The sequence below is a fragment of the Paraburkholderia sp. ZP32-5 genome, assembly GCF_021390495.1.
In the GTDB taxonomy this organism is placed as follows: Bacteria; Pseudomonadota; Gammaproteobacteria; order Burkholderiales; family Burkholderiaceae; genus Paraburkholderia.
This window is the reverse complement of the sequence record NZ_JAJEJP010000001.1, coordinates 3,720,807-3,746,383: the sequence shown is the minus strand read 5'-3', so window position 1 is coordinate 3,746,383 and position 25,577 is coordinate 3,720,807. Positions and strand designations below refer to the sequence as shown.

23 protein-coding genes are annotated in these 25,577 nt (G+C 64.3%); 11 read left to right on the top strand and 12 right to left on the bottom strand.

Features of this window, described 5'->3' with window-relative positions; all coding sequences use genetic code 11:
- Positions 1 to 236 precede the first annotated feature (236 nt).
- Genes L0U82_RS16255 through L0U82_RS16245 form a run of 3 tightly spaced genes read left to right on the top strand, consistent with a single transcriptional unit; the run spans position 237 to position 3,019 of the window.
- Positions 237 to 503 (top strand): hypothetical protein, encoded by a 267-nt coding sequence (locus L0U82_RS16255; RefSeq protein WP_233833301.1) that lies wholly within the window; start codon positions 237 to 239, stop codon positions 501 to 503.
- A gap of 18 nt (positions 504 to 521) precedes the next feature.
- Complete coding sequence (locus tag L0U82_RS16250) at positions 522 to 2,336, top strand: aminopeptidase P family protein (RefSeq protein WP_233832280.1); 1,815 nt, start codon at positions 522 to 524, stop codon at positions 2,334 to 2,336.
- 59 nt (positions 2,337 to 2,395) lie between these two features.
- Positions 2,396 to 3,019 (top strand): HAD family hydrolase, encoded by a 624-nt coding sequence (locus L0U82_RS16245; RefSeq protein WP_233832278.1) that lies wholly within the window; start codon positions 2,396 to 2,398, stop codon positions 3,017 to 3,019.
- A gap of 109 nt (positions 3,020 to 3,128) precedes the next feature.
- Here L0U82_RS16245 and L0U82_RS16240 read toward each other — a convergent pair whose 3' ends face one another.
- From L0U82_RS16240 to L0U82_RS16205, 8 genes are all read right to left on the bottom strand, one after another.
- Positions 3,129 to 4,250, bottom strand: coding sequence for a DUF748 domain-containing protein (locus L0U82_RS16240; RefSeq protein ID WP_233832276.1), 1,122 nt, complete (start codon positions 4,248 to 4,250; stop codon positions 3,129 to 3,131).
- 224 nt (positions 4,251 to 4,474) lie between these two features.
- Complete coding sequence (gene ettA / locus L0U82_RS16235) at positions 4,475 to 6,139, bottom strand: energy-dependent translational throttle protein EttA (RefSeq protein ID WP_233832274.1); 1,665 nt, start codon at positions 6,137 to 6,139, stop codon at positions 4,475 to 4,477.
- Between the two features lie 217 nt (positions 6,140 to 6,356).
- Positions 6,357 to 6,656: a DUF3761 domain-containing protein gene (locus L0U82_RS16230; RefSeq protein WP_233832273.1), complete on the bottom strand. Its 300-nt coding sequence runs from the start codon at positions 6,654 to 6,656 to the stop codon at positions 6,357 to 6,359.
- Between the two features lie 81 nt (positions 6,657 to 6,737).
- Positions 6,738 to 7,826, bottom strand: coding sequence for a sn-glycerol-3-phosphate import ATP-binding protein UgpC (locus L0U82_RS16225; protein ID WP_233832271.1), 1,089 nt, complete (start codon positions 7,824 to 7,826; stop codon positions 6,738 to 6,740).
- A gap of 32 nt (positions 7,827 to 7,858) precedes the next feature.
- A complete protein-coding gene (ugpE, locus tag L0U82_RS16220; RefSeq protein ID WP_233832269.1) occupies positions 7,859 to 8,704 on the bottom strand; it encodes a sn-glycerol-3-phosphate ABC transporter permease UgpE in 846 nt (281 codons plus the stop codon).
- Complete coding sequence (ugpA, locus tag L0U82_RS16215) at positions 8,701 to 9,585, bottom strand: sn-glycerol-3-phosphate ABC transporter permease UgpA (RefSeq protein ID WP_233832266.1); 885 nt, start codon at positions 9,583 to 9,585, stop codon at positions 8,701 to 8,703. The genes ugpE and ugpA overlap by 4 nt, the downstream gene beginning before the upstream one ends.
- 110 nt (positions 9,586 to 9,695) lie before the next feature.
- A complete protein-coding gene (gene ugpB / locus L0U82_RS16210; RefSeq protein WP_233832265.1) occupies positions 9,696 to 11,021 on the bottom strand; it encodes a sn-glycerol-3-phosphate ABC transporter substrate-binding protein UgpB in 1,326 nt (441 codons plus the stop codon).
- A gap of 186 nt (positions 11,022 to 11,207) precedes the next feature.
- On the bottom strand, positions 11,208 to 12,113 hold the full coding sequence (locus L0U82_RS16205; RefSeq protein ID WP_233832263.1) for a LysR substrate-binding domain-containing protein: 906 nt from the start codon (positions 12,111 to 12,113) through the stop codon (positions 11,208 to 11,210).
- 35 nt (positions 12,114 to 12,148) lie between these two features.
- On the opposite strand from L0U82_RS16205, the gene L0U82_RS16200 reads away from it, so the two are divergent.
- The 3 genes from L0U82_RS16200 (at position 12,149) to L0U82_RS16190 (ending at position 15,846) form a co-directional block, all read left to right on the top strand.
- Positions 12,149 to 12,967, top strand: coding sequence for an aspartate/glutamate racemase family protein (locus tag L0U82_RS16200; protein WP_233832262.1), 819 nt, complete (start codon positions 12,149 to 12,151; stop codon positions 12,965 to 12,967).
- A gap of 25 nt (positions 12,968 to 12,992) precedes the next feature.
- On the top strand, positions 12,993 to 14,291 hold the full coding sequence (locus tag L0U82_RS16195) for an MFS transporter (protein ID WP_233832261.1): 1,299 nt from the start codon (positions 12,993 to 12,995) through the stop codon (positions 14,289 to 14,291).
- Between the two features lie 70 nt (positions 14,292 to 14,361).
- Positions 14,362 to 15,846, top strand: coding sequence for a M81 family metallopeptidase (locus L0U82_RS16190; RefSeq protein WP_233832259.1), 1,485 nt, complete (start codon positions 14,362 to 14,364; stop codon positions 15,844 to 15,846).
- 178 nt (positions 15,847 to 16,024) lie between these two features.
- Here the strand turns inward: L0U82_RS16190 and ychF are convergent, their stop codons facing one another.
- Positions 16,025 to 17,119 carry a redox-regulated ATPase YchF gene (ychF, locus tag L0U82_RS16185; RefSeq protein ID WP_233832258.1) on the bottom strand — a complete coding sequence of 365 codons (1,095 nt, stop codon included), beginning with the start codon at positions 17,117 to 17,119 and terminating at the stop codon, positions 16,025 to 16,027.
- 277 nt (positions 17,120 to 17,396) lie between these two features.
- Here ychF and L0U82_RS16180 point away from each other — a divergent pair, with 277 nt between their 5' ends.
- The 5 genes from L0U82_RS16180 to L0U82_RS16160 all read left to right on the top strand — a co-directional run bounded on the left by L0U82_RS16180 (position 17,397) and on the right by L0U82_RS16160 (position 22,822).
- The gene (locus L0U82_RS16180) at positions 17,397 to 17,765 is read left to right on the top strand and encodes a hypothetical protein (RefSeq protein WP_233832257.1); all 369 of its coding nucleotides are present in this window, start codon (positions 17,397 to 17,399) and stop codon (positions 17,763 to 17,765) included.
- A 255-nt stretch (positions 17,766 to 18,020) separates the two neighbouring features.
- The gene (locus L0U82_RS16175; protein WP_233832255.1) at positions 18,021 to 19,193 is read left to right on the top strand and encodes a UbiH/UbiF family hydroxylase; all 1,173 of its coding nucleotides are present in this window, start codon (positions 18,021 to 18,023) and stop codon (positions 19,191 to 19,193) included.
- A 174-nt stretch (positions 19,194 to 19,367) separates the two neighbouring features.
- Positions 19,368 to 20,093: a DsbC family protein gene (locus L0U82_RS16170; protein ID WP_233832254.1), complete on the top strand. Its 726-nt coding sequence runs from the start codon at positions 19,368 to 19,370 to the stop codon at positions 20,091 to 20,093.
- A 138-nt stretch (positions 20,094 to 20,231) separates the two neighbouring features.
- Complete coding sequence (locus tag L0U82_RS16165; protein WP_233832252.1) at positions 20,232 to 22,022, top strand: M61 family metallopeptidase; 1,791 nt, start codon at positions 20,232 to 20,234, stop codon at positions 22,020 to 22,022.
- Between the two features lie 203 nt (positions 22,023 to 22,225).
- Positions 22,226 to 22,822, top strand: coding sequence for an FMN-dependent NADH-azoreductase (locus tag L0U82_RS16160; RefSeq protein WP_233832251.1), 597 nt, complete (start codon positions 22,226 to 22,228; stop codon positions 22,820 to 22,822).
- Positions 22,823 to 23,007: 185 nt separating this feature from the next.
- Here the strand turns inward: L0U82_RS16160 and L0U82_RS16155 are convergent, their stop codons facing one another.
- The 3 genes from L0U82_RS16155 to trpC all read right to left on the bottom strand — a co-directional run bounded on the left by L0U82_RS16155 (position 23,008) and on the right by trpC (position 25,576).
- Positions 23,008 to 23,865: a uracil-DNA glycosylase gene (locus tag L0U82_RS16155; RefSeq protein ID WP_233832250.1), complete on the bottom strand. Its 858-nt coding sequence runs from the start codon at positions 23,863 to 23,865 to the stop codon at positions 23,008 to 23,010.
- Between the two features lie 253 nt (positions 23,866 to 24,118).
- Entirely contained in the window at positions 24,119 to 24,751 is a 633-nt protein-coding gene (locus L0U82_RS16150; protein ID WP_233832249.1) for a CYTH domain-containing protein, read from the bottom strand.
- A 39-nt stretch (positions 24,752 to 24,790) separates the two neighbouring features.
- Complete coding sequence (gene trpC, locus L0U82_RS16145) at positions 24,791 to 25,576, bottom strand: indole-3-glycerol phosphate synthase TrpC (protein ID WP_233832247.1); 786 nt, start codon at positions 25,574 to 25,576, stop codon at positions 24,791 to 24,793.
- Position 25,577: the final 1 nt, after the last annotated feature.

The window sequence follows — 25,577 nt, the reverse complement described above, 5'->3', positions numbered from 1 at the left end:
GGGCCGGGCGTTTTCGTCAGACTGACCGCTTGCCTAAGCACACCCCGACCCCTAAACTCAACCGCTATGCGGAAAGCGCCGTGCCGAACTTTTATAGTTAAGGAGGCAAAAATGCTAGCCGTGCCGGCTCCCTCCGACTATGAGACGATTCTGAAATTGCCGCTCCAGTCCCTTTCAATCGCGCTGTTGCCATCATGTGCGTGCCCAGCCGCATGCCATTTCGGAGCCCGCTTCTGATGGGCTGGCCGGGCATCCTCGTACTTGGCGCGGTGGTTGGCGTCGCTGGCTGGTGGTTGCATCCGCTGCGCCGTGCGAGCCGCGCCAGCTGGTGGATTGCGCTCGTAGCCGGGCTGCTCGGCGCGAGCGTCGCGCGCATGGCCGGCAACGTGACCGGTCTCTTCCATGATGGCGACATCCTCGAATGGCCGGTGTGCACCGCCGTCGCGCTGATCGCCGTCGCCATGACGGTCGGCCTTTTTCCCGGCCGCTCGAGCCGTCGATGAATCTTTGCAGGTAACTCCATGAACGCCCGACTCCCCGAAACCTCCTCCATTCCCGAGCGTCTTGCGAGCCTGCGCGCCGCGATGGCGCGCGAAGGCATCGCCGCTTATCTGGTGCCGTCCGCGGACCCGCATCTGTCGGAATATTTGCCCGGACGCTGGCAAGGCCGCCAGTGGCTGTCGGGCTTCACCGGCTCGGCCGGCACACTGGTCGTGAGCGCCGATTTCGCCGGTGTCTGGACCGACAGCCGCTATTGGGAGCAGGCGAACGCGCAACTGGCCGGCACCGGTGTCGAGCTGATGAAGATGACCGGCGGCCAGCTGACCACGCCGTATTTCGAGTGGCTTGCGCAGAACGTCCCGAGCGGCGGTACGGTTGGCGTGGACGGCGCGGTGCTCGGCGTCGCGGCGGCGCGGGCCTTGAGCGCGGCGCTCGACGCGCGCGGCGTGCAACTGCGGACCGACGCCGATCTGTTCGACGCAATCTGGGCGCAGCGTCCGACGCTGCCCGCCGATGCGGTGTTCGAGCACACGGCGCCGCAGGCAGGCGTCACGCGCGCGGAAAAGCTCACGCAGGTGCGCCGCGCGATGACGGACAAAGGTGCGCAATGGCACTTCATCTCGACGCTCGACGATCTCGCGTGGCTGCTGAATCTGCGCGGCGCCGACGTCAGTTATAACCCGGTGTTCGTCGCGCATGCGCTGATCGGCGCGGATCGCGTGTCGCTGTTTATCGCCGACGGCAAGGTATCGCCGGAGCTGGCAGCCGTGCTCGCGCGCGACGGCATCAGCGTCGAACCGTATGCGAAGGCCGCCGATTCTCTCGCCGCGCTGCCGGCCGGCAGCACGCTGCTGATCGACCCGCGCCGCATCACGTATGGCTCGCTGCAGGCGGTGCCGTCGACGGTCAAGGTGGTCGAAGCGGTTAATCCGTCCACCTTCCTGAAGTCGCGCAAGACCGCCGCCGATGCCGCGCATGTGCGCGAGACGATGGAGCAGGACGGCGCCGCGTTGGCCGAATTCTTCGCATGGTTCGAAGCCGCGCTGGGCCGCGAGCGCATCACCGAACTGACCATCGACGAACGCCTGAGCGCGGCCCGCGCGCGCCGTCCGGGCTTCGTATCGCTGAGCTTTTCGACGATCGCGGGCTTCAACGCGAACGGCGCGATGCCGCACTATCGCGCGACCAGCGAGTCCCATGCGGTGATCGAAGGCAATGGCCTGCTGCTGATCGACTCGGGTGGCCAGTACCTGAGCGGCACGACCGATATCACGCGAGTCGTGCCGGTGGGTACGCCGAGTGAGGCGCAGCGGCGCGATTTCACGGTCGTGCTGAAGGGCATGATCGCGTTGTCGCGCGCGCAATTTCCGCGCGGCATTCGCTCGCCGATGCTCGATGCGATCGCGCGCGCGCCGATCTGGCAGGCAGGCGCCGATTACGGCCACGGCACCGGCCACGGCGTCGGCTACTTCCTGAACGTGCACGAAGGCCCGCAGGTGATCTCGCACTACGCGCCGGCCGAACCGTGGACCGCGATGGAAGAGGGGATGATCACGTCGAACGAGCCAGGTCTTTACCGGCCGGGCAAGTGGGGCGTGCGGATCGAAAACCTCGTGCTGAACGTGCCGGCCGAAAAAACCGAATTCGGCGATTTCCTCAAGTTCGAAACGCTGACGCTGTGCCCGATCGACACGCGCTGCATCGAGCTATCGCTGCTGAGCGACGACGAGCGCGCGTGGCTGAACGCGTATCACGAGACTGTGCGCACGCGTCTGTCGCCGCACGTGACGGGCGATGCGAAGGCGTGGCTCGACTTGCGCACCCAGCCGATCTGAGCGTCGCGGCAACGGCCAGGAACAATCACGCAAGGCATTTGCGAACCAACGGAGCGTGCATGGCGATCAAGGCAGTGGTGTTCGATTTCGGCGGCGTGCTGATCGACTGGAGCCCCGAGTATCTGTATCGCGAGCTGATTCCGGACGACACCGAGCGCCGCTGGTTTCTGACACACGTCTGCTCGATGGATTGGGTGATTCGCCAGGACGGCGGCCAGCCGATCATCGAAGCGACGGACGAACTGATCGCGAGATTTCCCGACCACGAGCCGCTGATCCGCGCGTTCTACGAGCGCTGGCACGAGATGGTGGCGGGCGTGCTCGAAGACGGTGTCGCGCTGATGGAAAAGCTCGAGGCGGAGAACGTGCCGCTGTTCGGGCTTACCAACTGGTCGGCCGAGACCTTTCCGTACGCATGGGAGCATTACCCGGTGCTGCGGCGGTTTCGCGACATCGTCGTGTCGGGGCGCGTGAAGCTCGTCAAGCCGGACCCGGCGATCTTCGCGGAAATGCGCCGGCGAATCGAATTGCAGATGCCTGGCATTGAGCCTGCCGAACTCGTCTTTATCGACGATAACGTGAAGAACGCCGAAGCCGCGAGCGCGCTCGGCTGGCACGGCGTGCATCACACGAACGCCGCGCGGACCGAAGCGAAGCTGCGGGAGCTGGGCTTGCCGGTTTGAACGGCCGAGCTGCCGGCAAATGACAGAACGGGCGTCTGCATGAAAATGCGACGCCCGTTTTTCGTGCATGCCGGCATGCGTTTGCCGCGGCGGTTTCACCGCGCAGAAACTACTGCCCCAACAGATTCTTCAGCGCATTGCCGAGCCCTTTCACGGTCTCTCCGGCCCCCTTCGCGACCCCTTCGACACTAACCCCGAGCGCTTGCGCGAACCCCGCGCCGAGGCGCGTGAGAATCCCTTCGCGCACCGAGAACTTCGGATCGCGCAAATCACCGTCGAGCACGAAATGCAGCGTGATGTCGCCGTTATGCGTCTTCAGCGCGGCGACGGCGGCGCGGGTCGGAATCGACATGAACGTGTCCAACGGGTTGTCGGTGTCCGCCAATCGCAGATTGTGAACCGTCACGGTGCCGGGCGCGTGCATGTGATAGTTGCGCACCGTCGACTCGATCGTCAGATCGACCGTGCCGCCCGTCACCTGGGTGCGCGCGCCGGCCTTCTTCAGCAGATACGGATCGAGCATCGTGATATCGACGCCGCGCAGCGTGCTGGTGGTCTGCGAATCGCGGCTCGCGATCTTGATCCAACCGTCGAACGTGACCGTACCCGTGTGCGCCGGCCCCTTCAGCGAGCCGCGCACGCTGACGTTGGTCGGCTCGCTGAGCGACGGCAGATGCAGGTTGTCGATGCTCGCGCTCGCGTTGCTGACCGTTACCTTGAACGGCGGCGGCCCGATGGTCATGTCGTAGAAGTGGAAGTTGCCCTGCTCGAAGCGGATATGGTCGACCTGCTTTTCGCGCGGAATCGACGGCACGGCGGCGTTGCCGGGTTGATCGGAGCGGTTCAGCGATTCGCGCAGATTCGGCAGCAGATTCAGCGAACCGTCCTTGGTGCGCAGTACGGCCAGATCGAAGCCGCGCACGACGACTTCGCGAATGTGCATGCGGTGCGCGAGCAGATCGCGCACGTCGGGCGTGATGGTGATTTCATCGGCGCGCAGCGGCTCGCCGGCCGGCCAGTTGGGCGGTGCTTTCAACAGAACGTGGGACAGTCGAACCGAAGTGAGGCCGACATCGATGCTTTCGGCGCTGCCAAGGGGCCCGAGCGCCGCGCTCACGCGATCCTTGATTTCGTGTTGTGCGAACAGCAGCAAGCCGATGGCAACGACAATCAGCACCAGCAGCGTGCCGCCCACGACGGCGACCCAGCGTCTGCCCTTCGACATCGCCATGCTTGTCTCCTCGTACGAGTCTTCATTGCCCCGCGTAGCGCGGCATGCTGATGACCGGCTCTTCGGTGCGCTGGCCCCGGCGCACGCTGCGGATCGTGACGGCCGGCTTTGCGCCGGCATGCCGCGTGATCGCGGTCGTCACGCGGCACGCGAGCAATGCGCGTGCCGCGCCGTGCCGCCTATCCGCTGCCCCGCAACGCAAAGTGCGGAACAGCGCGCGACGTTTAACGCGAGATCGGCTTGTAACGCAGACGCTTCGGCCGCGCACCTTCTTCGCCGAGACGCGCGCGCTTGTCGGCTTCGTACTCCTGGTAGTTGCCGTCGAAGAACGTGACTTGCGAATCGCCTTCGAACGCGAGGATGTGCGTTGCGATGCGGTCGAGGAACCAGCGATCGTGCGAGATCACCAGCACCGAGCCGGCGAATTCGAGCAACGCGTCTTCGAGCGCGCGCAGCGTTTCGACGTCGAGGTCGTTCGACGGTTCGTCGAGCAGCAGCACGTTGCCGCCGGCGATCAGCGTCTTCGCCAGATGCAGACGGCCGCGCTCACCACCGGACAGATTGCCGACGATCTTCTGCTGGTCGCCGCCCTTGAAGTTGAAGCGGCCGATATACGCACGCGACGGCGTTTCATACTTACCGACCGTCAGCACATCCGCGCCCCCCGAGATCTCTTCGAACACGGTCTTTGAGCCTTCCAGCGCTTCACGGCTTTGATCGACGTAAGCGAGCTTGACCGTCGGGCCTTGCACGATCTCGCCCGAATCCGGCTGTTCGCGGCCGGTCAGCATTCGGAACAGTGTCGACTTGCCGGCTCCGTTCGGACCGATGATGCCGACGATCGCGCCGGCCGGAATCTTGAAGCTGACGTTATCGAGCAGTAGACGGTCGCCGTACGACTTGCTGACGTTCTTGAACTCGATCACTTCATTGCCGAGACGATCGCCGACCGGAATGAAGATTTCCTGCGTTTCGTTGCGCTTCTGGTAGTCCTGGCTGTTCAGTTCCTCGAAGCGGGCGATACGCGCCTTCGACTTCGCCTGACGGCCCTTCGGGTTCTGGCGCACCCACTCCAGTTCCTTCTTGATCGCTTTCTGGCGCGCCGATTCCGATGCTTCTTCCTGCTTCAGGCGCTCTTCCTTCTGATCGAGCCAGCTGCTGTAGTTGCCCTTCCACGGAATGCCGTGGCCGCGGTCGAGTTCGAGAATCCATTCGGCCGCGTTATCGAGGAAGTAGCGATCGTGCGTGACCGCGACCACGGTGCCCGGGAAGCGCGTCAGGAACTGCTCGAGCCATTCGACCGATTCCGCGTCGAGGTGGTTGGTCGGCTCGTCGAGCAGCAGCATGTCGGGCTTTTGCAGCAGCAGCTTGCACAGCGCGACGCGGCGCTTTTCGCCGCCCGACAGATGCTCGATTTTGGCGTCCCACGCCGGCAGACGCAGCGCGTCGGCGGCGATGTCGATCTGCTGCTCGGCGCTGCCGTCCGAGGTCGCGAGGATCGCTTCGTACTTCGCCTGCTCGGCGGCGAGCGCGTCGAAGTCGGCATCCGGTTCCGCGTAGGCCGCGTAGATTTCGTCGAGCTTCTTCTGCGCGTTGAAGACGTCGCCGAGGCCTTCTTCGACGGCTTCACGCACGGTCTTTTGCGGATCGAGCTGCGGTTCCTGCGGCAGATAGCCGATGTTCAGGTTCGGCATCGGCGTGGCTTCGCCTTCGATCTCGGTATCGACGCCGGCCATGATGCGGATCAGCGTCGACTTGCCCGAGCCGTTCAGGCCGAGCAGGCCGATCTTCGCGCCGGGGAAGAACGACAGCGAGATGTCTTTGAGGATCTGGCGCTTGGGCGGCACGATCTTGCCGACCCGGTTCATGGTGAAAACGTATTGGGCCATTTGCTTGCAGTAGACGTTGACGACGCCGGCCGCGTGCGGGCGGGCAGTCGAGGGTGGATGGGTAATCGGTATCAGGGGCCGCTTGGAGCCCGGCGTCAATCGGCGCGGTGTTCGATCGACGGCGCCCGCGCACGGACCGGCGGTTCAGGTGGCATTGTACTTCGCGGCGGCAGCGCAAAGCGCTCGCGAGCGTCGGTTCGCGCGGAGCGATCGACGCTCAAAGCCAGTCCGCGACGCCGCTGTGTCGTGAACACGTGCCGCTGTGGTGCCGGCTGGAACTGTAGGTGCCGTCGCGGCAGCGCGCGGTCGCGCCCGCGGGGACCTTGCCGGACAACGACCGCGCCGGCGCGTGCACGGTGTTGCCGTCGTGGTTGGTATAGCTATGGTGATTGCTGAGATCGGCTTCGTCGGGGCTTGCGGCTGGCGCCACGTACGCGAATGCGGGCGACAGGTTCAGCAGCAAAGCCGCCGTGAAGATCGCGCACGGCCGCAGGGTTCTGAAGACGATACCGTTCATGGTCTTGCCGGATGTTGTTATCGATTGTCGTCCCGGTCGCGCCGTGCGCGTTGGCCGTATGTCCGTGCCTATATTCCCGCTTCAGTTCGCGCGCCGACCCGTCGCCGGATCGAAGAAGTGCAGATGCTGCGCGGGCAACGCGACCTGCAGCGCTTCGCCCGCCGCCGGCCGATGCGCATGCGGCAGCCGCGCGGTCACGTCGTGCTGGCCCCAGCGGCCGTGTGCAAGATTGTCCGCGCCGAGCAGTTCGCAGGAATCGACGGTCAGCGTCGCGTGCGACGCGTTCGGCGCGCCAGGCGTCATATGCTCGGGGCGGATGCCGAGCGTCCATTCGCGGCCCGTCGCGACTTCGCGGCCGATCGACGGCACGCCCGCGAGCGGCAGCTTCGGGCCGTTGCCGGCGACGTCGAATGTCGCACCGTCGTCGGATATGCGGCCATCGAGCAGATTCATCCCCGGCGAGCCGATGAAGCTCGCGACGAACACGGTGGCCGGCCGCTCGTAGACCTCGGTCGGTGCGCCGATCTGCTCGGCGTGACCCTTGTTCATCACGATCACGCGCTGCGCGAGCGTCATCGCTTCGATCTGGTCGTGCGTCACGTACAGGCTGGTGGTCTTCAGCCGCGCATGCAGACGCTGGATTTCGAGCCGCATCTGCACGCGCAGACGCGCGTCGAGATTCGACAGCGGCTCGTCGAACAGAAACACCGCCGGCTCGCGCACGATCGCGCGGCCCATCGCGACGCGCTGCCGCTGTCCACCCGACAGCTCGCGCGGCCGGCGTTGCAGCAGCGCGCCGAGTTCGAGAATCTGCGCGGCGGCCTCGACGCGTTTTGTGATCTGCGCGCGATCGATACCCGCGATCTTCAGCGCGTAGCCCATGTTCTCGGCCACGGTCATATGCGGATACAGCGCGTAGTTCTGGAACACCATCGCGATGTTGCGATCCTTCGGCTCCAGTTCGTTGACGACCTTGCCGGCGATCGAAATCTGCCCGTCGGAGATCCGTTCGAGCCCGGCCACCATCCGCAGCAACGTCGATTTGCCGCAGCCGGACGGGCCGACCATCACGACGAATTCGCCATCGGCGACGTCGACGTCGATGCCGTGCAGGATGAACTGCTTGCCGTCGTAGGTCTTTTTAACGCGTTGCAGAGTCAGTGCAGCCATGCGGTTCTAGCCTTCTTTGTGTGCTTGCCGAATTACTTTTCCGAATCCACGAGTCCGCGCACGAACCAGCGCTGCATCGTCAGCACGACGACGAGCGGTGGCAGCATCGCGAGCAGCGTCGCGGTCATCACCAGATGCCATTCGGTCGCGGTGTCACCCGACGCGATCATGCCTTTGATGCCGATCACGGCGGTCATCAGCGACTGCTGGCTCGTGATCAGGATCGGCCACAGATACTGGTTCCAGCCGTAGATAAAGGTGATCACGAACAGCGCGGCCATCGTCGTGCGCGACAGCGGCAGCACGACGTCCCAGAAGAACCGCAGCGCGCCCGCGCCGTCGATGCGCGCGGCTTCCATCAGTTCGTCCGGCAGCGTCTTGAAGAACTGGCGGAACAGGAACGTCGCGGTGGCCGACGCGATCAGCGGCAGCGTCAGACCGGTGTACGTATTGCTCAGATGCATCGACGACACGACTTCGACGGTCGGGAAAATCCGCACTTCGACCGGCAGCATCAGCGTGATGAAAATCAGCCAGAACGCGAGCGTGCGAAACGGAAAGCGGAAGAACACGATCGCGTACGCGGAGATCATCGACACGGAGATCTTGCCGATTGCGATCACGAGCGCCATCACGAGGCTGTTGAGCAGCATGAGATTGAACGGTGCCGCCGCATTGCCGGTGCCCTGGGTCCACACCGTCGCGATGTTCTGCAACAGATGCGTGCTCGGCACCAGCGACAGCGGCACCGTGAAGACTTCGTGCTCGCTCATCGTCGCCGCGCAGAACGCGACGTACACCGGAAACACCACCAGCGCGACGCCGATCAGCAGCACCACGTGGCAGAACAGGTCGAAACCGCGTCGGTTCTCGATCATGAGTATTGAACCCTGCGTTCGATGAAGCGGAATTGCACGACGGTCAGCGCGACGACGATGATCATCAGCACGACCGACTGCGCGCCGGAGCTGCCGATGTCGAGCCCCTGGAAGCCTTCCGCGAAGATCTTGTAGATCAGCGTGCGGGTGGCTTGTCCTGGGCCGCCGCCGGTCGCGGCGTCGATTACCGGGAAGGTGTCGAAGAATGCGTAGGTGACGTTGATCACCAGCAGGAAAAACGTGGTGGGCGACAGCAGCGGCAACGCGATGCCGAAGAAGCGCCGCACCGGACCGGCGCCGTCGATCGCGGCCGCTTCGATCAGCGAGCGCGGAATTGCCTGCAAGCCCGCGTAGAAGAACAGAAAGTTATAGCTGACCTGCTGCCACACCGACGCGAGCACGACGAGGAACATCGCCTGACCCGCGTTCAACGCGTGATTCCACACGATGCCGTATTTCGCGAGCGCATAGGTGACGAGGCCGATGCTCGGGTTGAACAGGAACGACCACAGCACCGCGGCGATCGCGGGCGCGACCGCATACGGCCAGATCAGTAGCGTCTGATACACCTTTTTCGCGCGCGTCACGCGATCCGCGCAGACCGCGAGCAGCAACGAGATCACGAGGCCCGATACGGTGACGAGCGCGCAAAAAATGATCGTCGTGTTGAACGACGACAGATACAGCGGATCGGCGAACAGTTGCCGGAAGTTCGCGAAGCCGACGAACTGGCTGGACGTGCCGAACGCGTCCTGGCTCTGCGTCGATTGCCACAGCGCCTCGCCGGCCGGCCACAGGAAGAACACCAGCGTGATGAGCAGTTGCGGCGCGACGAGCAGGTAGGGCAGGACGCTGGTGCCGAAGCTGGAGCGCTTTTCCATCGAGAATTCCCAAGAGGTGCTGCGACGGCGGTTTGCGGCGCGCTCGCGCCGCAAACCTGGACTGCCTGGGCCGGCTGCGTGTTGGCAGATTAGCCCTTGGTTACCCGCTCTTAGTTACCTGCTTTTTCGAAGCGGCGCAGCAGATCGTCGCCGCGCGAGACCGACGAGTCGAGTGCCTGTTGCGGCGTCTTCTTGCCGGCCCATACCTGTTCGAGTTCTTCGTCGATCACGGTGCGGATCTGCGGCATGTTGCCCAGACGCAGGCCCTTCGTGAACGGCAGAGGCGGCTTGTTCAGCATCTGACGGATCGCGGTGTCGCTGCCGGGGTTCTTGTCGTAGAAGCCCTGCTGACGCGTCAGGTCATACGCGGCGGTCGTGATCGGCAGATAGCCGGTGTCCTGATGCCATTTCGCCGCGACTTCCGGCGTGGCCAGATAGGCGAGGAACTTCGCGACGCCCTTGTACACCGCCGGATCCTTGCCCGACAGCACCCACAGGCTCGCCCCACCGATGATCGCGTTCTGCGGCGCACCCTTCACGCTCTCGTCGTACGGCATCATGCCGGTACCGAAATTGAACTTCGCGTATTTCTTGATCGTCGCGAGCGACCCGGACGAGTTCGTGATGATCCCGCAGTCGCCGCTATAGAACTTCGACACCGGTTCGTCCTTGCGGCCGACATAGGTGAACGTGCCGTCCTTCACCATGTTCTGCAGGAACTGGATATGCGCGACCTGCAGCGGCTTGTTGAATTCGAGCTGCGCGTCGAGGCCGTCGAAGCCGTTGTTCTTCGACGCGAACGGCGCCGCATGCCACGCGCTGTAGTTCTCGAGTTGAATCCAGCTTTGCCAGCCCGACGAGTAGCCGCACGACAGGCCCGAAGCCTTCAGCTTTTGCGCGTCGGCGTGCAGTTCGGCCCAGGTCTTCGGCGGCTGGTTCGGATCGAGCCCGGCCTTCTTGAATGCGTCCTTGTTGTAGTAAAGCACCGGCGTCGAGCTGTTGAACGGCATCGAGATCAGTTCGCCGGTTTTGGAGTCGCTGTAGTAGCTCGCGATGGTCGGCACGAAGGCCTTCTGGTCGAGCGGCACGCCGGCATTCTTGAATACTTCGGTGACCGGGATGATCGCTTTCTTCGCCTGCATCATCGTTGCGGTGCCAACTTCATAGACCTGCAGGATCGCCGGCGCGTTGCCGCTGCGATAGGCCGCGATGCCGGCGGCAAGCGTCTGGTCGTAGGTGCCCTTGAACACCGGCTCGATCTTGTAGTCGCTTTGCGATTTGTTGAAGTCGTTCGCGATGTCGTTCAGACGTTCGCCGAGCGCGGCTTCCATTGCATGCCAGAACTGGATTTCGGTTGCGGCCTGGGCCGCCTGACTGAGGCCGGCGCTCAATACGGCGGCGACGGTAAGCGAACGGAACAGCGGCTTGCAATTCATCGATTTGTCTCCTTGCTGGGATATACGCGGACGCGAATCGCGCGATTCTATTTGTGTTCGATGACAGTCCGGCGTCGGTGTCGGGGTGGGCGTCGACGCCGTCAGCGAACCAGCGCGGCCCGCTTCTGGCGGGCTCCGGAAGCCGCAATGTAACACTGGCCGTCAGGCAATGGAAATGACGACCGCCTACTTCGCCTCGCCGCACCTGGTCGCGAGCCATGTCCGGAAAGCGGCCAATGCTTGCGAGTCTTCTTCCGTGCTTTGCCATGCGAGCCAATAGGAGAACTTGGTCATGATGGTCGTTCCCGATAGTTGGACCAGACGGCCAGCCTTGACGTCTTCGACGACGAACTCGGGCGGCAGTAGCGCGATGCCCAGTCCGGCGAGCGCGGCCTCGCAGCTCAGCAGCAGCAACGAGTAATAGCTGGCCGCTTCGACCTTGGCGTGGCGCGACCCCATCGCGGCCAGATATTCATTCCACGCGTCCGGCATTTCCTTCAGATGCAGCAACGGCAACGCCGCGATCTGCGCGGCGTTCAGCTTCTTCGATTTCGGCAGCAGCGCGGGCGCGCCGAACGCGCATAGTCTTAGCGAGAAAAGCCGCATCGTCGAGGCGCCGGGCGGCCGGGTCGGCGAATTGATGATGGCCGCATTGAACTCGGAGCGGGAAATGTCGATCGGGCCGACCCGCGAGGTCACGTTGACGAGGATGCCGGGATGCTCTTTCAGGAAGTGCGGCAGATTCGGTATCAGCCAGCGATTGCAGAAGCTGCCCGCCACCGACAGGTTCAGCGAGTGACGCAACGTGTGCCGCATCTGCGTTCTGACGGTCACCGCTTCCAGCTCGTCGAGAAGCGGCACGATCTTTTCCCAATAGGCCTTGCCCGACGACGTCAATGACAGATGCCTGCCGGAGCGTTCGAACAGCGATACGTTGAGGAATTGTTCGAGGTCGAGTATCTGCCGGCTTATCGCGCTTTGCGTCAAACCGAGAGCGTGCCCCGCCTGCGTGAAATTCATCGTCCGCACGCAGGCATCGAAGATGATCAGCGAATCGCTGGATGGAATCGTTCTGCCGATAGACTTCTTCATTCGAAAATCTCATCCTGGCATTGAAATTGGTCATTATGAGTCGCTTTTTGTCGGCCATAACATGCAAAAAACGACTTGTGACGAGTGTGACGATGGCAGAGCACGGCAGCGCCGCGAGTGTCGCGGAACCCGGCCGGTTCGCGGTGAATCCGGTGGCGATCATCGGCGGCATGGGGCCGGAGGCCGGCGTCGATATGACCGCCCGGTTTCTGAAGGCTTGTCGCGCGGAACTCGGCCGCACGGGGACGGAGATCAGCGATCAAAGCTATCCGCCTCATGTGCTGATCCAGTATCGCGTTCCAGATAGAACCGCGGCATTCCGGGGCGTTGGCGATTCGCCGCTCCCGGCGCTGGTGGCCGCGCTTGGCACGGCGAGGGCCGCCGGGGCGCGGCTCTGCGGCATCGCCTGCAATACCGCTCACTTGTGGCATGCCGAGATGGCGGCATTGTTTCCCGAGTTGACGCTGATCCATATCGCGCGCGAGACGGCAGCGGCGGCGAAGCAGCGGGGCGCGCGGACCGTGGCGGTACTGGCGACCACCGCCACGCATGAGAGCGGGCTGTATCGGGACGCGTTGGCGTCGGCCGGTCTGCGGTTCGTCGAGCGGCCTGCACGCGAAATCGAGGCCGTGCACGACGCTATCTTCCGCATCAAAAGCGGTGAGCTCGACGCGGCCACGCCGCACATCGAAATGGCTGTCGCCGCGGCGCTGCGTGATGCCGACTGCGTGGTGCTCGGATGCACGGAACTCGGCCTCGTCATCAAGCCCGACGCATATGCAGGCGGCGCGGTGATCGACGCGGCGCAGGTGCTGGCCGCGCGGCTCGCGCAGCAGGCGTTGTGCTGTCAGTAAGTAACCCGTCCTGGCGTTAGATCCCATGAACAGTCCTTTGCTTACTCCCCGCGACCTGACCGCCGATGCAGCGTCGCGCGCGAATCCACTCGATGAAACCGCTGCAATCGTCGACGAAGAGCCGATCACGACTCACTACTCGCGGCCGCGCAAGGTGCTTCTGCTCGTCGTGCTGCTGGCCGCCTGGGTGCTGGCGAACGCCGACCGTATCGCGATGAGCATTTCGATCGTCCCGATCACGAACGAGTTTTCGCTGGACCCGCGTGAGGCCGGTCTCGTTCTCAGTTCGTTCTATGTGACTTACGCGTTGATGAATCTGGTGGCGGGTTGGCTGTCCGACCGCTTCGGTTCGCGACGGGTGCTGGTGTTTTGCGTCGGTGCATGGTCGGTGTTTACGTCGCTGACAGGCGTCGCGTGGTCGTTGGGTTCGCTCGTGGCCATTCGCGCACTGTTCGGAATCGGCGAAGGCGGATTTGCACCGGCGAGTTCGGTCACGATCGCCGAGGCCTATCGCAAGAGCGAACGTGCGAGGCCGAAGAGTCTCGTGATCGGTGCGGCGTTCCTTGGCAGCGCAATCGGCTCGGGCTGGATCGCGACGATGATTCACGAGCATGGCTGGCGATTCGCGTATCACGTGCTCGGCGTGATCGGCCTCGTGATGGCCATCGTGCTGTGGCGAGTCGTCAAGAAGCCCACGGCGCGCGCGGCCGATGCGCAACGCCCGCGGCCCAGCGTGCGGGCGCTGCTGCGTACGCGGGTCATGCGCCGAACCGCGTTGATCTTCTTTTGCAGCAATCTGCTGATGGTCGGTTTGATGTCATGGATGCCCACCTATCTGGTCAAGACACGGCACGTGAATCTGATGGCGGCGGGCGTCGTTTCGTCGCTGCCCTATATCTGCAGTTTCCTGTGCCTGAATGTGGTTGGCTGGTTGCTCGACCGATATGGCGAGAAGCACGAGCGGCGTTTTCTCGCGGCAGGCGCGTTCGCGATGATGGTGTTCATGGCGCTGATGATCGTCAGCACCCAGCTCTGGACGTTGATGGCCTGCTGGACGCTTTGCATGATGAGCTACACGTTCGTCTACGGGACCGTTTTCGCGATTCCGTTGAAGCGGCTGCCGGACCCGCTGGTGGGGACGGCAGCCGGGGTCGTCAATTTTGGCGGCCAGCTTGCCGCGTCGATTTCACCGGCCGTCATCGGTCTTCTCGTCGCGCACTTCGGCGGCTCGTTCGTGCCGGCCATGCTGTTTCTCGTCGCGGCGGGAGCGGGGGCATTCCTCGCGTGCATCACGTGGACCCGCGACGACCGGGCTATTGCCTGATGCCTGAAACCGGGCGGCCTTGCATCAGGCATGGCCGCTCCATGTTGCCGATCATTCTGGGAGTAGGTTCTTGAAGATTGCCGTATTGCATTTCGTCCACGAGACCGTGACGTTCCTCGCCAATGAGACGACGCTTGACGATTTCATTTACGAAGGCTCCCCGGCAAAAGGGGAAGCACTGCTCGGCATCGATCCGAAGTCGTATATGGGCGGCTTCGTGAAGGTGGCTCGCGAACATGCCGACGTCGAGCTGGTCGGCATCGAGTCGCCGTTACAGCCGAAGACCGGTATCGGCTCCGGATGGATCACTCGCGAGGCGTTCGAGTTCTTTGTCGGCAGGATGGTCGAGCAGTTGAAGGCCGAGGGTCCGTTCGACGGCGTCTATCTCGCGCTTCATGGCGCGATGGGTGTGACGGGTATCCCGCGACCGGAAGCCGAGATCGCGCGCCGGGTCCGCCAGGCCGTGGGCGCTTCTGCTTTCATCGCGGCAACGTTCGATCCGCATGGCAATGAGGACGAGGCGTTTCTGCAAGCTGCCGATCTCGCTTTCACGGTCAAATACTATCCACACTACGACGCGTATTTGCAGGGAACGCGCGCGGCCCGCAATCTGATCCGCTGCATTCGCGGTGATCTGAAGCCGACGCACGCTTCGCGAAAGGTGCCGCTGATTTCACCGACGGTGCTTCAGTGGACAGGGTCCGCGGCGTGGATGTCGCTGATCAACCGTGCGCTCACCTGGGAGGCGCGTGAGCCCGACGTCTATGTGAACGTGTTCTTCGGCTTCCCGTGGTCGGACGTGCCGGACGCGGGCATGTTCGTGCAGGTGACGACCCACGACGACCCAACGCTCGCTGCCGAGGTACTCGCCGATATGGTCGGCACGATCTGGCGGCAGAAAGACGTGCTTTTGTCGTCGGCTGACATCGTGTCGATTCCAGCGGCGATCGGTGCTGCTGCTCAAGCATGTGAGCAGGGCGCTTTTCCGGTCGTCATTGCCGATCACAGTGACCGGTCCGGATACGCGACGTGGGTGCTCGACGAGATCATCCGGCAGGAGCTTTCAGATACCGTCGTTGCGACGGTCGCCGATGCGTCTGCTTTGGATCGGGTTCAAAGCGCGGGCCTGGCAGTTGGCGATACGTTTGAAGCCGCCATTGGCGGGCGCGTCGACCCGTCCGCGGGCGAGGCCGTTAGCGTGGTCGGCAAAGTGCTGCATGTTCCTCAACTGAGGGCGAAGGACGCGGGGCGTCTGCCTTTTGTCACCGTTGGCTTCGGCCGCAACAATGTGGTCGTGATCAGCCGCTATCTGACGCAGATCATGGAGCCGTCGGAGCTGGCCGGTTTCGGCATCGAGCTGGGCCGGTACAAGGTCTTTGCGATCAAATCGCGGGTGCATTTCCGGCTCGGTTTCGACGATAGCGGTTTCGCGAAAAAGATCGTGATTGCTGAACCGGACGAGCCGTTTTTGGGGACGACCAGGCTGCAGGGGCTCGGGTACAGAAACCTCGATCTGTCGAGTTTCTATCCGTATCGGCGTGATGCGAGTTTCTAGCGGGTTTTTAGGGCCATTTACGCAAACGGCGGCTCGATCATGACGAGCCGCCGTTTTTCTTTGCTTGCCCTTCTCGCGCGTGTTTCTACTCTGCTCCAAGCAGCGAAGCTGCTCGAAGCCGGCAGCGCGTTGCACGCTGCCGTTTCCTGTGTCGCGTCAGACCTGGCAGACCTGGCGCTTAGACGTTGAACAGGAAGTTCATCACGTCGCCATCGTGCACGACGTATTCCTTGCCTTCCGCGCGCATCTTGCCGGCTTCCTTCGCGCCTTGCTCGCCCTTGTACGCGACGTAGTCGTCGAAGCTGATCGTCTGCGCGCGGATGAAGCCGCGCTCGAAATCGGTGTGGATCGCACCGGCCGCCTTCGGCGCGGTGTCGCCGATATGGATCGTCCACGCGCGCACTTCCTTCACGCCGGCCGTGAAGTACGTTTGCAGGCCGAGCAGCTTGAAGCCCGCGCGGATCACGCGGTTCAGGCCCGGCTCGTCCATGCCCATGTCGGCGAGGAACACTTCCATGTCGGCTTCGTCGAGGTCGGCGATTTCCGCTTCGACCGCAGCGCATACGGCCACCACCGGCGCGCCTTCGGCCGCCGCGAGCTTCGTGACCGCGTCGAGATGCGGGTTGTTCTCGAAACCGTTTTCCTTCACGTTGGCGACATACATCGTCGGCTTCGCGGTGATCAGGCAGAACGGCTTCAGCGTGGCCTGTTCTTCATCGGTCAGATCGAGCGCGCGGACCGGCTTGGCCTGGTCGAGCTGCGCGCGGACCTTTTCCAGCACCGCGGCGTTCTTTGCCGCTTCCTTGTCGTTGCCCGACTTGGCGGCTTTCGAATAGCGCGAGAGGGCTTTTTCGACGGTCGCGAGGTCGGCGAGCGCGAGCTCGGTGTTGATCACTTCGATGTCCGACAGCGGATCGACCTTGTTCGCGACGTGAATCACGTTCTCGTCTTCGAAGCAGCGCACGACGTGCGTGATCGCATCGGTTTCGCGGATGTTCGCGAGGAACTGGTTGCCGAGGCCTTCACCCTTGCTCGCGCCGGCCACGAGACCGGCGATGTCGACGAATTCCACCACTGCCGGCATGATGCGTTCGGGCTTGACGATTTCGGCGAGCGCCTTCAGACGCGCATCCGGCACTTCGACGATGCCGACGTTCGGCTCGATCGTGCAGAACGGATAGTTTTCGGCGGCGATGCCCGCCTTCGTCAGCGCGTTGAACAGGGTGGACTTGCCGACGTTGGGCAAGCCGACGATGCCGCATTTGAGGCTCATGGAAATCCTTCAGTGAATCAGTAAGTTGCGTGATGCGCTCGACGCTGCGCGCGGATTCGGAAAGGCCTTCGCGCGGGGGGCGCCAGGGCAGGCTCAGCGGAGCGGACAAGCACCGGATCGGGGCGTTGGCTCGACGATTGAGTGCGAGTTTTCACGGAAAGCGCAATTGTAACCCGTCCGCCCCGGCGGACCGTCTGGCGCAGCGGGGTGCATTTCCGCGCAGGCACTGTAGAATCGTCAGACCAAGGCCGCCAGAGCTAATTTCGGGGAGACAGGTGTGAGAGTGATTCGATGGATTGGGGCGGGCGTTGCCGTCGCACTCGTGGTAGGCGTGGTCGTCACGTGGATTGCGCCGAATTTCGACGAAGCCCAGGCCACGACAGACCGGCAGACAATCGATTGCCTGACGAACCGCCTTTCCAAAGAGGATCGGGCGAACATCGCGCAGTTCGCCGACAGGAATGATTTCGATTCTCTGTGGCAGGTATTCGACCGTGTGTTCCCCGACTGCGCGGTGCGCGGCGACCAACGCGATCGCAAGGCGCAGCTCGAAGCGGCGGCGTGGCGCATCCTGTCTTCCGATCGCGATTTCATGCGCATGCGTGAGGCGAATGCGGCGCTCGCCGCGAGCAGCGCGGCGCACTGACGCGGTGCTGACCGCGAAACTTAGATCCACCCTTCGCGGTCGCGCTTCATCGCGGAACTTCGTAATACCGGGCGACAAGGCCACTCCCCACGGGAGTCCAGTGCCTGACCATAGGTCTCTTCGTCACACTTCCGAATCGGGCTCCGGCGCCGTACGCGACGCCGCATTCCAGCCCCACCCGCAAGCCCTGCACCAAGCCCAAACCCCGCTCCCGTCTGGTCCGTCCCTCGCACCCCCCGCGGCTATAATGCGCGCATGAACGCACATCACCAGACCTTTGATGCCGCCGTGATCGGCGGCGGGCTCGTCGGCAAGACCGCGGCGCTCGCACTCACGCAAGGCGGACTGCGTGTCGCGCTGCTCGCGCAGCCGTGCGCGGCACTGCCCGCCGGCGCGGCTTTCGACTCACGGGTCTATGCGCTGTCATCGAGTTCGCAGGCTTTGCTCGAGCGGCTGCGGGTCTGGCAGGCGCTCGATCATGCGCGGCTTGGCCCCGTCTACGACATGCGTGTCTACGGCGACGCGCATGCCGAACTGCACTTTTCCGCATTCCAGGCTTCGGTGCCGCAGCTCGCGTGGATCGTCGAATCGTCGGTGATCGAGCGCGCGCTGGATGCGGCGCTGCGCTTCCAGCCGAACCTCACGTGGATCGACACGCGCGCGCAGGCGCTCGATTTCAGTGCGGATAGCGCGAGCGTCGGACTCGCGAATGGCAACGTACTTGAAGCCGACCTGGTGATCGGCGCGGACGGCGCGCATTCGTGGGTGCGTGCGCAGATCGGCTCGAAGATGGTGCGGCGCGACTACAAACAGACCGGCGTGGTCGCCAATTTCAAGGCCGCGAAGCCGCACGGCGAAACCGCTTACCAGTGGTTTCGCGATGGTGAAATCATCGCGCTGCTGCCGATGCCGGACGGCCACCAGTCGCTGGTCTGGTCGGCGCGCACCGAACACGCGGAACGGTTGCTCGCGCTCGATCCCGAACGGCTCGCGGCCGAAGTGGAGCACGTGACCGGCGGCCAGTTCGGCGCGCTCGAATGCGTGACGCCCGCGCAAGGCTTTCCGCTCGCGCTGCAGACCGTGGACCGGCTGGTCGCGCCACGCGTCGCGCTGGTGGGCGACGCCGCGCATCTGATCCATCCGCTCGCCGGCCAGGGGATGAACCTCGGCTTGCGCGATGTCGCTGCGCTCGCGAGCACGGTGGCCGGCAAGGAATCGTTCCGCGATCTCGGCGACATGGTGCTGCTGCGCCGCTACGAACGCGCGCGCCGCGAAGACATTCGCGCGCTGATGATCGCGACCGACGGCCTGCAGAAACTGTTCTCGGTGCCCGGCCCGCTCGCGCGGGCGGTGCGCAATACCGGCATGGCGTTCGTCGGCGCGCAGCCGTTCATCAAGCGCTGGCTGGTGTCGGCCGCGCTCGGGTGACGAGGACGGCCCTGCGCGGCGTCGCGCGGAGAGCCGATGGCCGGTAAACGGCCGCCGGGACGGGTATGATGGGCGGATTGCCACCTCGCGATCCGGCCCGAAACCGGCAAAATTATCCGGCCGGAACGCGAAAGAGGCGCGCGATGCGCGACCGACTGAACCCAGGACTCCAGCATGAAAAAGACCTTCCGCATGGCAGCCGCCGCGCTCGCGATCGCTGCCGCCACGCTCGGCTGCTCGGCCCAGGCCGACCAGGCCACCGACAAGCTCAAAGCCACGCTGCAAACGCGCCTTTCCGACGTGACGATCAAGAGCGTCACGAAGTCGCCGATCGCCGGCCTCTACGAGGTGAACCTCGGCACGCAGATCATCTATAGCGATGCCAACGGCGACTACCTGATGCTCGGCGACCTGGTCGACGCGAAGACCCGCAAGAACCTGACCGAAGCGCGTCTCGCGGAAACCAACCGCATCGATTTCGCGAGCCTGCCGTTTGCGAACGCGGTGAAGGTGGTGCGCGGCAACGGCTCGCGCAAGATCGCCGTGTTCTCGGATCCGAACTGCCCGTACTGCAAGCAGCTCGAAACTTCGCTGAAGTCGATCGATAACGTGACGGTTTACACGTTCCTGTACCCGGTGCTGTCGCCGGATTCGACGGTCAAGTCGAAGTCGATCTGGTGCTCGGCGGACCGTGCGAAAGCGTGGGAATCGTGGATGCAGGACCATCAGGCGCCGACCGCCGCCGCCACCTGCGACACCGGCGCGATCGACAAGAACCTTGCGCTCGGCCATGCCATGAACGTGGAAGGCACGCCGACGGTATTTCTCGCCGACGGCCGCCGCCTGCCGGGCGCCGTGCCGGCCGAACGGCTGGACCGCGAAATGTCCGCGGTGCACTGAGCGCGCCGTTGAGCACACCGCCGCGCACGCCACCGGGGGCGCGGCACGCGGAAATCTGGAGGCGCGCAAAGCGCCTCCTTTCGTATCGAGCCCCGAACCTCTTCGCCTCATTCTCCTGACCTCTGCCAATCGCCGCCGATGAAGCCGATCCGCTACACCATCGTTCCAAGTCAACCCGCCGCCCACCTGTTCGAAGTTACCGTGACCGTTGCCGATCCCGATCCGGCCGGCCAGCGTTTCATGCTGCCGGTGTGGATTCCGGGCAGCTACATGGTGCGCGAGTTCGCGCGCAACATCGTCACGCTGCGCGCGGTGAACGAGGCGGGCCGCAAGGTGCGCATCGAGAAGGTCGACAAGCACACGTGGCACGCCGCGCCGGTGAAGGGCGCGCTGACGCTGCGCTACGAGGTGTACGCATGGGACCTGTCGGTGCGCGCCGCGCATCTGGATGACACGACCGGCTTTTTCAACGGCACGAGCGTGTTCCTCGCGCCGCTCGGCCATGAGGACGCGCAGTGCGTGGTGGATATCCAGAAGCCGCAAGGCGCCGCGTACCGCAACTGGCGCGTCGCGACCGCGTTGCCGGAAGCGCGCGGCACGAAGCGCTACGGCTTCGGCGAGTACCGTGCACAGAACTATGACGAACTGATCGACCATCCTGTGACACTCGGCGAGTTTGCGCTCGCGACTTTCAAGGCGCATGGCGTGCCGCATGACGTGGTGATCGGCGGACGCGTGATCGGGCTCGACATGGCGCGCTTGTGCCGGGATCTGAAGCGCATCTGCGAGGCGCAGATCGCGTTGTTCGAACCGAAGTCGAAGAAGGCACCGGTCGATCGCTACGTGTTCATGACCCAGGCCGTCACCGATGGTTACGGCGGGCTCGAGCATCGCGCGTCGACCGCGCTGATCTGCAACCGCACCGATCTGCCGGTCGAGGGCCGCGACACGATGAGCGAGGGCTACCGGACCTACCTCGGCCTGTGCAGCCACGAATACTTCCATACGTGGAACGTGAAGCGCATCAAGCCGGCCGCGTTTGCGCCGTACGATCTGAGCGTCGAGAACTACACGTCGCTGCTGTGGCTGTTCGAGGGTTTCACGTCGTATTACGACGACCTGATTCTCGTGCGCAGCGGCGTGATTTCGGCGGACGACTATTTCGGCTTGCTCGGCAAGGTCATCGGCGGTGTGCAGCGCGGCAGCGGACGGCTCAAGCAGAGCGTCGCCGAAAGCTCGTTCGACGCCTGGGTCAAGTACTACCGCCAGGACGAGAACGCGCCGAACGCGATCGTCAGCTACTACACGAAGGGCTCGCTGATCGCGCTCGCATTCGATCTGACGATTCGCGCGCAGACCGGCAACCGCAAATCGCTCGATGACGTGATGCGGCTGTTGTGGCAGCGCTTCGGCCGCGACTTCTATCGCGGCAAACCGGTCGGCGTCGACGAAAGCGAAATCGAGGCGCTGTTTACGGAAGCGACCGGCGCGCAGTTGGCCGAGCTGTTCGCCGACGGCGTGCGCGGCACCCACGATCTGCCGCTCGATACGCTGCTCGCGCCGTTCGGCGTCACACTCGCGCCGGACGTGGACAGGAACGGCAAGCCGTCGCTCGGCGTGCGGCTGCGTGGCGGCGCGGATTGCATGCTGGCGGCGGTGCACGAAGGCAGCGCCGCGCAGAAGGCGGGATTGTCCGCCGGCGACGTGCTGATCGCGCTGGATGGTCTGCGCGTGACCGGCGGCAATCTCGACGGCCTGCTCGCGCGCTATCAGCCGGGCGCGAAGGTTGAAGTGCACGCGTTCCGCCGCGACGAGCTGCGCGTCACGCAAGTGAAGCTCGATGGCCCCGAAGTGGCGCGCTACAAGCTCACCGTCGATGCAAAGCAGGCCGGCACGCGTAAGGCGCGTGAGCGCTGGCTGGCGAGCTGATTGGTCAGCCGGGCGGCTGTCCAGGCCGCCATCCGGGGCGCCCACGGATCGTCGTCCAGTCAGCTATCAATCGGCTGACGAAGGCTGCGGATTGTTCTACCAGTGCAACAATCCGTCGCCGCCGGACGGCTTTTTCGGCGGCCGGTAAAAAAACACAATGACTCCACTCGCGCAACACAGCGCGCCCCCTACTGGAGTCAACCATGACCACGATCCTGCAAATCAACTCGGCAGCCCGCTCGCAAGGCGCGAACTCGACGCTGCTCATCAACGAGTTGACCGAAAAGCTGCAACAGTCGAACCCGGGCGCGCAAGTCGTCGTCCGTAACCTGCAAGCCGAGCCGCTGTCGCACCTCGACGACGTCGTGCTGGGCGCATTCTTCACGCCGGCCGACCAACGTACGCCGGAGCAGGCCGCGATCGCCGCGCGCAGCGAAGCGCTGATCGCCGAACTGCAAGCCGCCGATATCGTCGTGATCGGCGCGCCGATGTACAACTTCGGCATCTCGTCGCAACTGAAGACGTATTTCGATTTCATCGCACGTGCCGGCATTACGTTCCGCTACGGCGCGAACGGTGCGGAAGGTCTCGTGACGGGCAAGAAGGTTCACGTGGTGTCGGCGCGCGGCGGCAAGTATGCCGGCACGCCGAACGACAGCCAGACGCCGTATCTGAAGACGTTCCTCGGCTTCCTCGGCATGACCGATGTGAACTTCATCTACGCGGAAGGCCTGAACATGGGCCCGGACGCCGCGACCGCCGCGCTGGCTTCGGCGCGTGAGGCGATCGCCGCGGTTTGAGCGAATGGCATGGGCCGGTTGAGCCGGCCGGTTATGCCGCGCAGCGCCGCTTCGTTGCGGTGAGCGCGAAGGAATGAAAAACGCCACGGATGAGTTGATCATCCGTGGCGTTTTTGTTTTCTCCCGCTCGTGGTCTGCACGGGTTATGCATCAGCGCGCCGATGCCGGCGCGCATTGCCGCATCATCACGCGAGCATTTGCGCTTCATCCGGCAAACGCCAGTCGATCGGCTCGCGGCCGTGCTTCACCAGATACTCGTTCGCTTTCGCGAAGTGCCCGCAGCCGAGGAAGCCGCGATGCGCGGACAACGGCGACGGATGGGGCGCCTCCAGCACGTAGTGCGACTTGCCACCGAGCAGCGCGCGTTTGGCCTGCGCATGCGCGCCCCACAGCATGAACACGAGGCCGTCGTGGCGCGTCGCGAGTTCGTGGATCAGCGTGTCCGTGCATTTCTCCCAGCCGCGTTTTGCGTGGCTCGCGGCGCTGTCGCGCTCGACGGTGAGCACCGTGTTCAGCAGCAGCACGCCCTGTTTCGCCCAACTGTCGAGACAGCCATGTTGCGGCGTTTCGTAGCCGAGGCTCGCGGCGATTTCCTTGAAGATGTTGCGCAACGACGGCGGCGGGCGCACGTGCGGCGCGACCGAAAATGCGAGTCCGTGGGCCTGCGGCGTGCCGCGGTCTTCGCCGTGATACGGGTCCTGGCCGAGGATCACGACTTTCACGTCGTCGGGACTCGTCAGGCGCAGCGCGCGGAACACGTCGGCCGGGTAGATGGTTTTGCCGGCCGCGCGCTCGCCGTCGACGAAACGGCACAACGGCGCATAAGCGTCGCTGTCGATGAACGATTTCAGATGCGCGCGCCACGCCGCGGGGAGCGCGGCGAACTGGGCTTCGAGCGTGGGCGGGGCGGTGTTGTCTGCGCGGTGCTGAGGCGCGGTGGAAGTTGCGGTCGTCGCGGCTGCTGCCTCGGCGGAGGCGGGCGCGGCGTCGTCGAATAGCGACGCCTGCGAGGAATTGGAACGGGTACGGGAGGCGGAGGTCATGGCGGGCAAGTGTCGCAGCAAACGCGGCCGGGCTCAAGTTAGCGGGCCGCTGAGTTTCGCCCGATGTTCGATGCCGAGCACGGAGCGTTAAGGGCCGATCGCACGTAATCCGGAGCTGCGTGGCGCGTTGACGGTTATCCGGCGCAGCGCCCAGAGTGGCTCCGGCCGGGCCACCGGACTTAGGCCCGATCTTCGATTTCACGTCCGTTCGATTTCAGGCTGAGCGCAGCCCGGCCGAACGTAGCCCGCCAGCTCAACTCCCGCCGGCGCGCAACTTATAGCCGCGTTGCGCCTTGCTGATATCGTCCGGCGCGAGGCCGGCAATCCGTTTGCCGAGTTCGGCCGCGAGCGTGTGAAGCGCTGCTTCGTCGCCGGATTTCAGTTCCAGTTCGATTTCCGAGATCGGCGCGCGGCGCGCTTCGCCGTCGACGGTCGCGAGCACGTCCCCCTGATCGATCGCCGCTTCGACCTGCGCGCCATCGACGTCGAGCTGCCACAACGTGCGCATGAAATTGGTGCGAAACAGTTCGGTCAACGACGGCGCGGCCGCGCGCAACGCGTCGGCCGCGGCGGGCTCGTCGCATGCCTGCAGCAACGCGTCGATTTCGAGCTTCGCGCCCGCCACCGGCATTTCCCATTCGTGACGGCTATGCAAACCGTTCGTCGCGTTGCCGACCGTCTTGAAGGTTTGCAGCCAGCCGTCCGGCGTCTGCCGCAGACGCAGCGCGCTCTTCGACGACGCCAGCGACAACTGGGGCGTATCGAAGTAAATATTCACGAGCTTGACCGGCTTACCGTCCGTGCCGGCGCGCGCGACGAACCACTGCGTTGCCGCCTGCACCTGCGCAGCCGGCAACGCCAGCTTGATTTCGCGTTCCATACCCATGATGCGTCCTTGCGTTACCGGCCCGCGTGAGCGGCGGGCTCAGAAAAACATTCGCGCAAGTTCCACGCCCGGCTCCTCGGCGCGCATGAACGCCTCGCCGACGAGGAACGTGTGCACGTTCAACGCGCGCATCCGTTCGACGTCCGCGCGCGACAGGATGCCCGATTCGGTGACGACGATACGGTCGTCCGGAATCGCGTCGAGCATGCCGATCGTCGTTTCCAGCGACGTTTCGAACGTGCGCAGATTGCGGTTGTTGATGCCGATCAGCGGTGTCTTCAACGTGAGCGCTTCCTTGAGCTCGGCGCTGTCGTGCACTTCGACCAGCACCGCGAGGCCGAGCGAATGCGCGAGCGCTTCGAGGTCCTGCATCTGCGACGTTTCAAGCGCGGCCGCGATCAGCAGGATCGCGTCGGCGCCCATCGCGCGCGCTTCGACGATCTGGTACGGATCGACGATGAAGTCCTTGCGCAGCACTGGCAACTGGCATGCGGCGCGCGCCTGCTGCAGATAAGCGACGCTGCCCTGGAAGAACTGCACGTCGGTCAGCACCGACAAACATGCGGCGCCGTGCTTCTCATACGAGCGCGCGATGTCGGCCGGCACGAAGTTTTCGCGCAGCACGCCCTTCGACGGGCTCGCCTTCTTCACCTCGGAGATCACCGCGGCCAGACCCGCTGCGTGCTTGGCGCGCAACGCGCCGACGAAGTCGCGGATATCGCGCGACGACGCTTCGAGCCGCAAGTCTTCGAGCGGCGCGCTCTGTTCGGCCGCGCGGACCTCTTCGCGTTTGACCGCGATGATGCGGTCGAGAATATCGCTCATA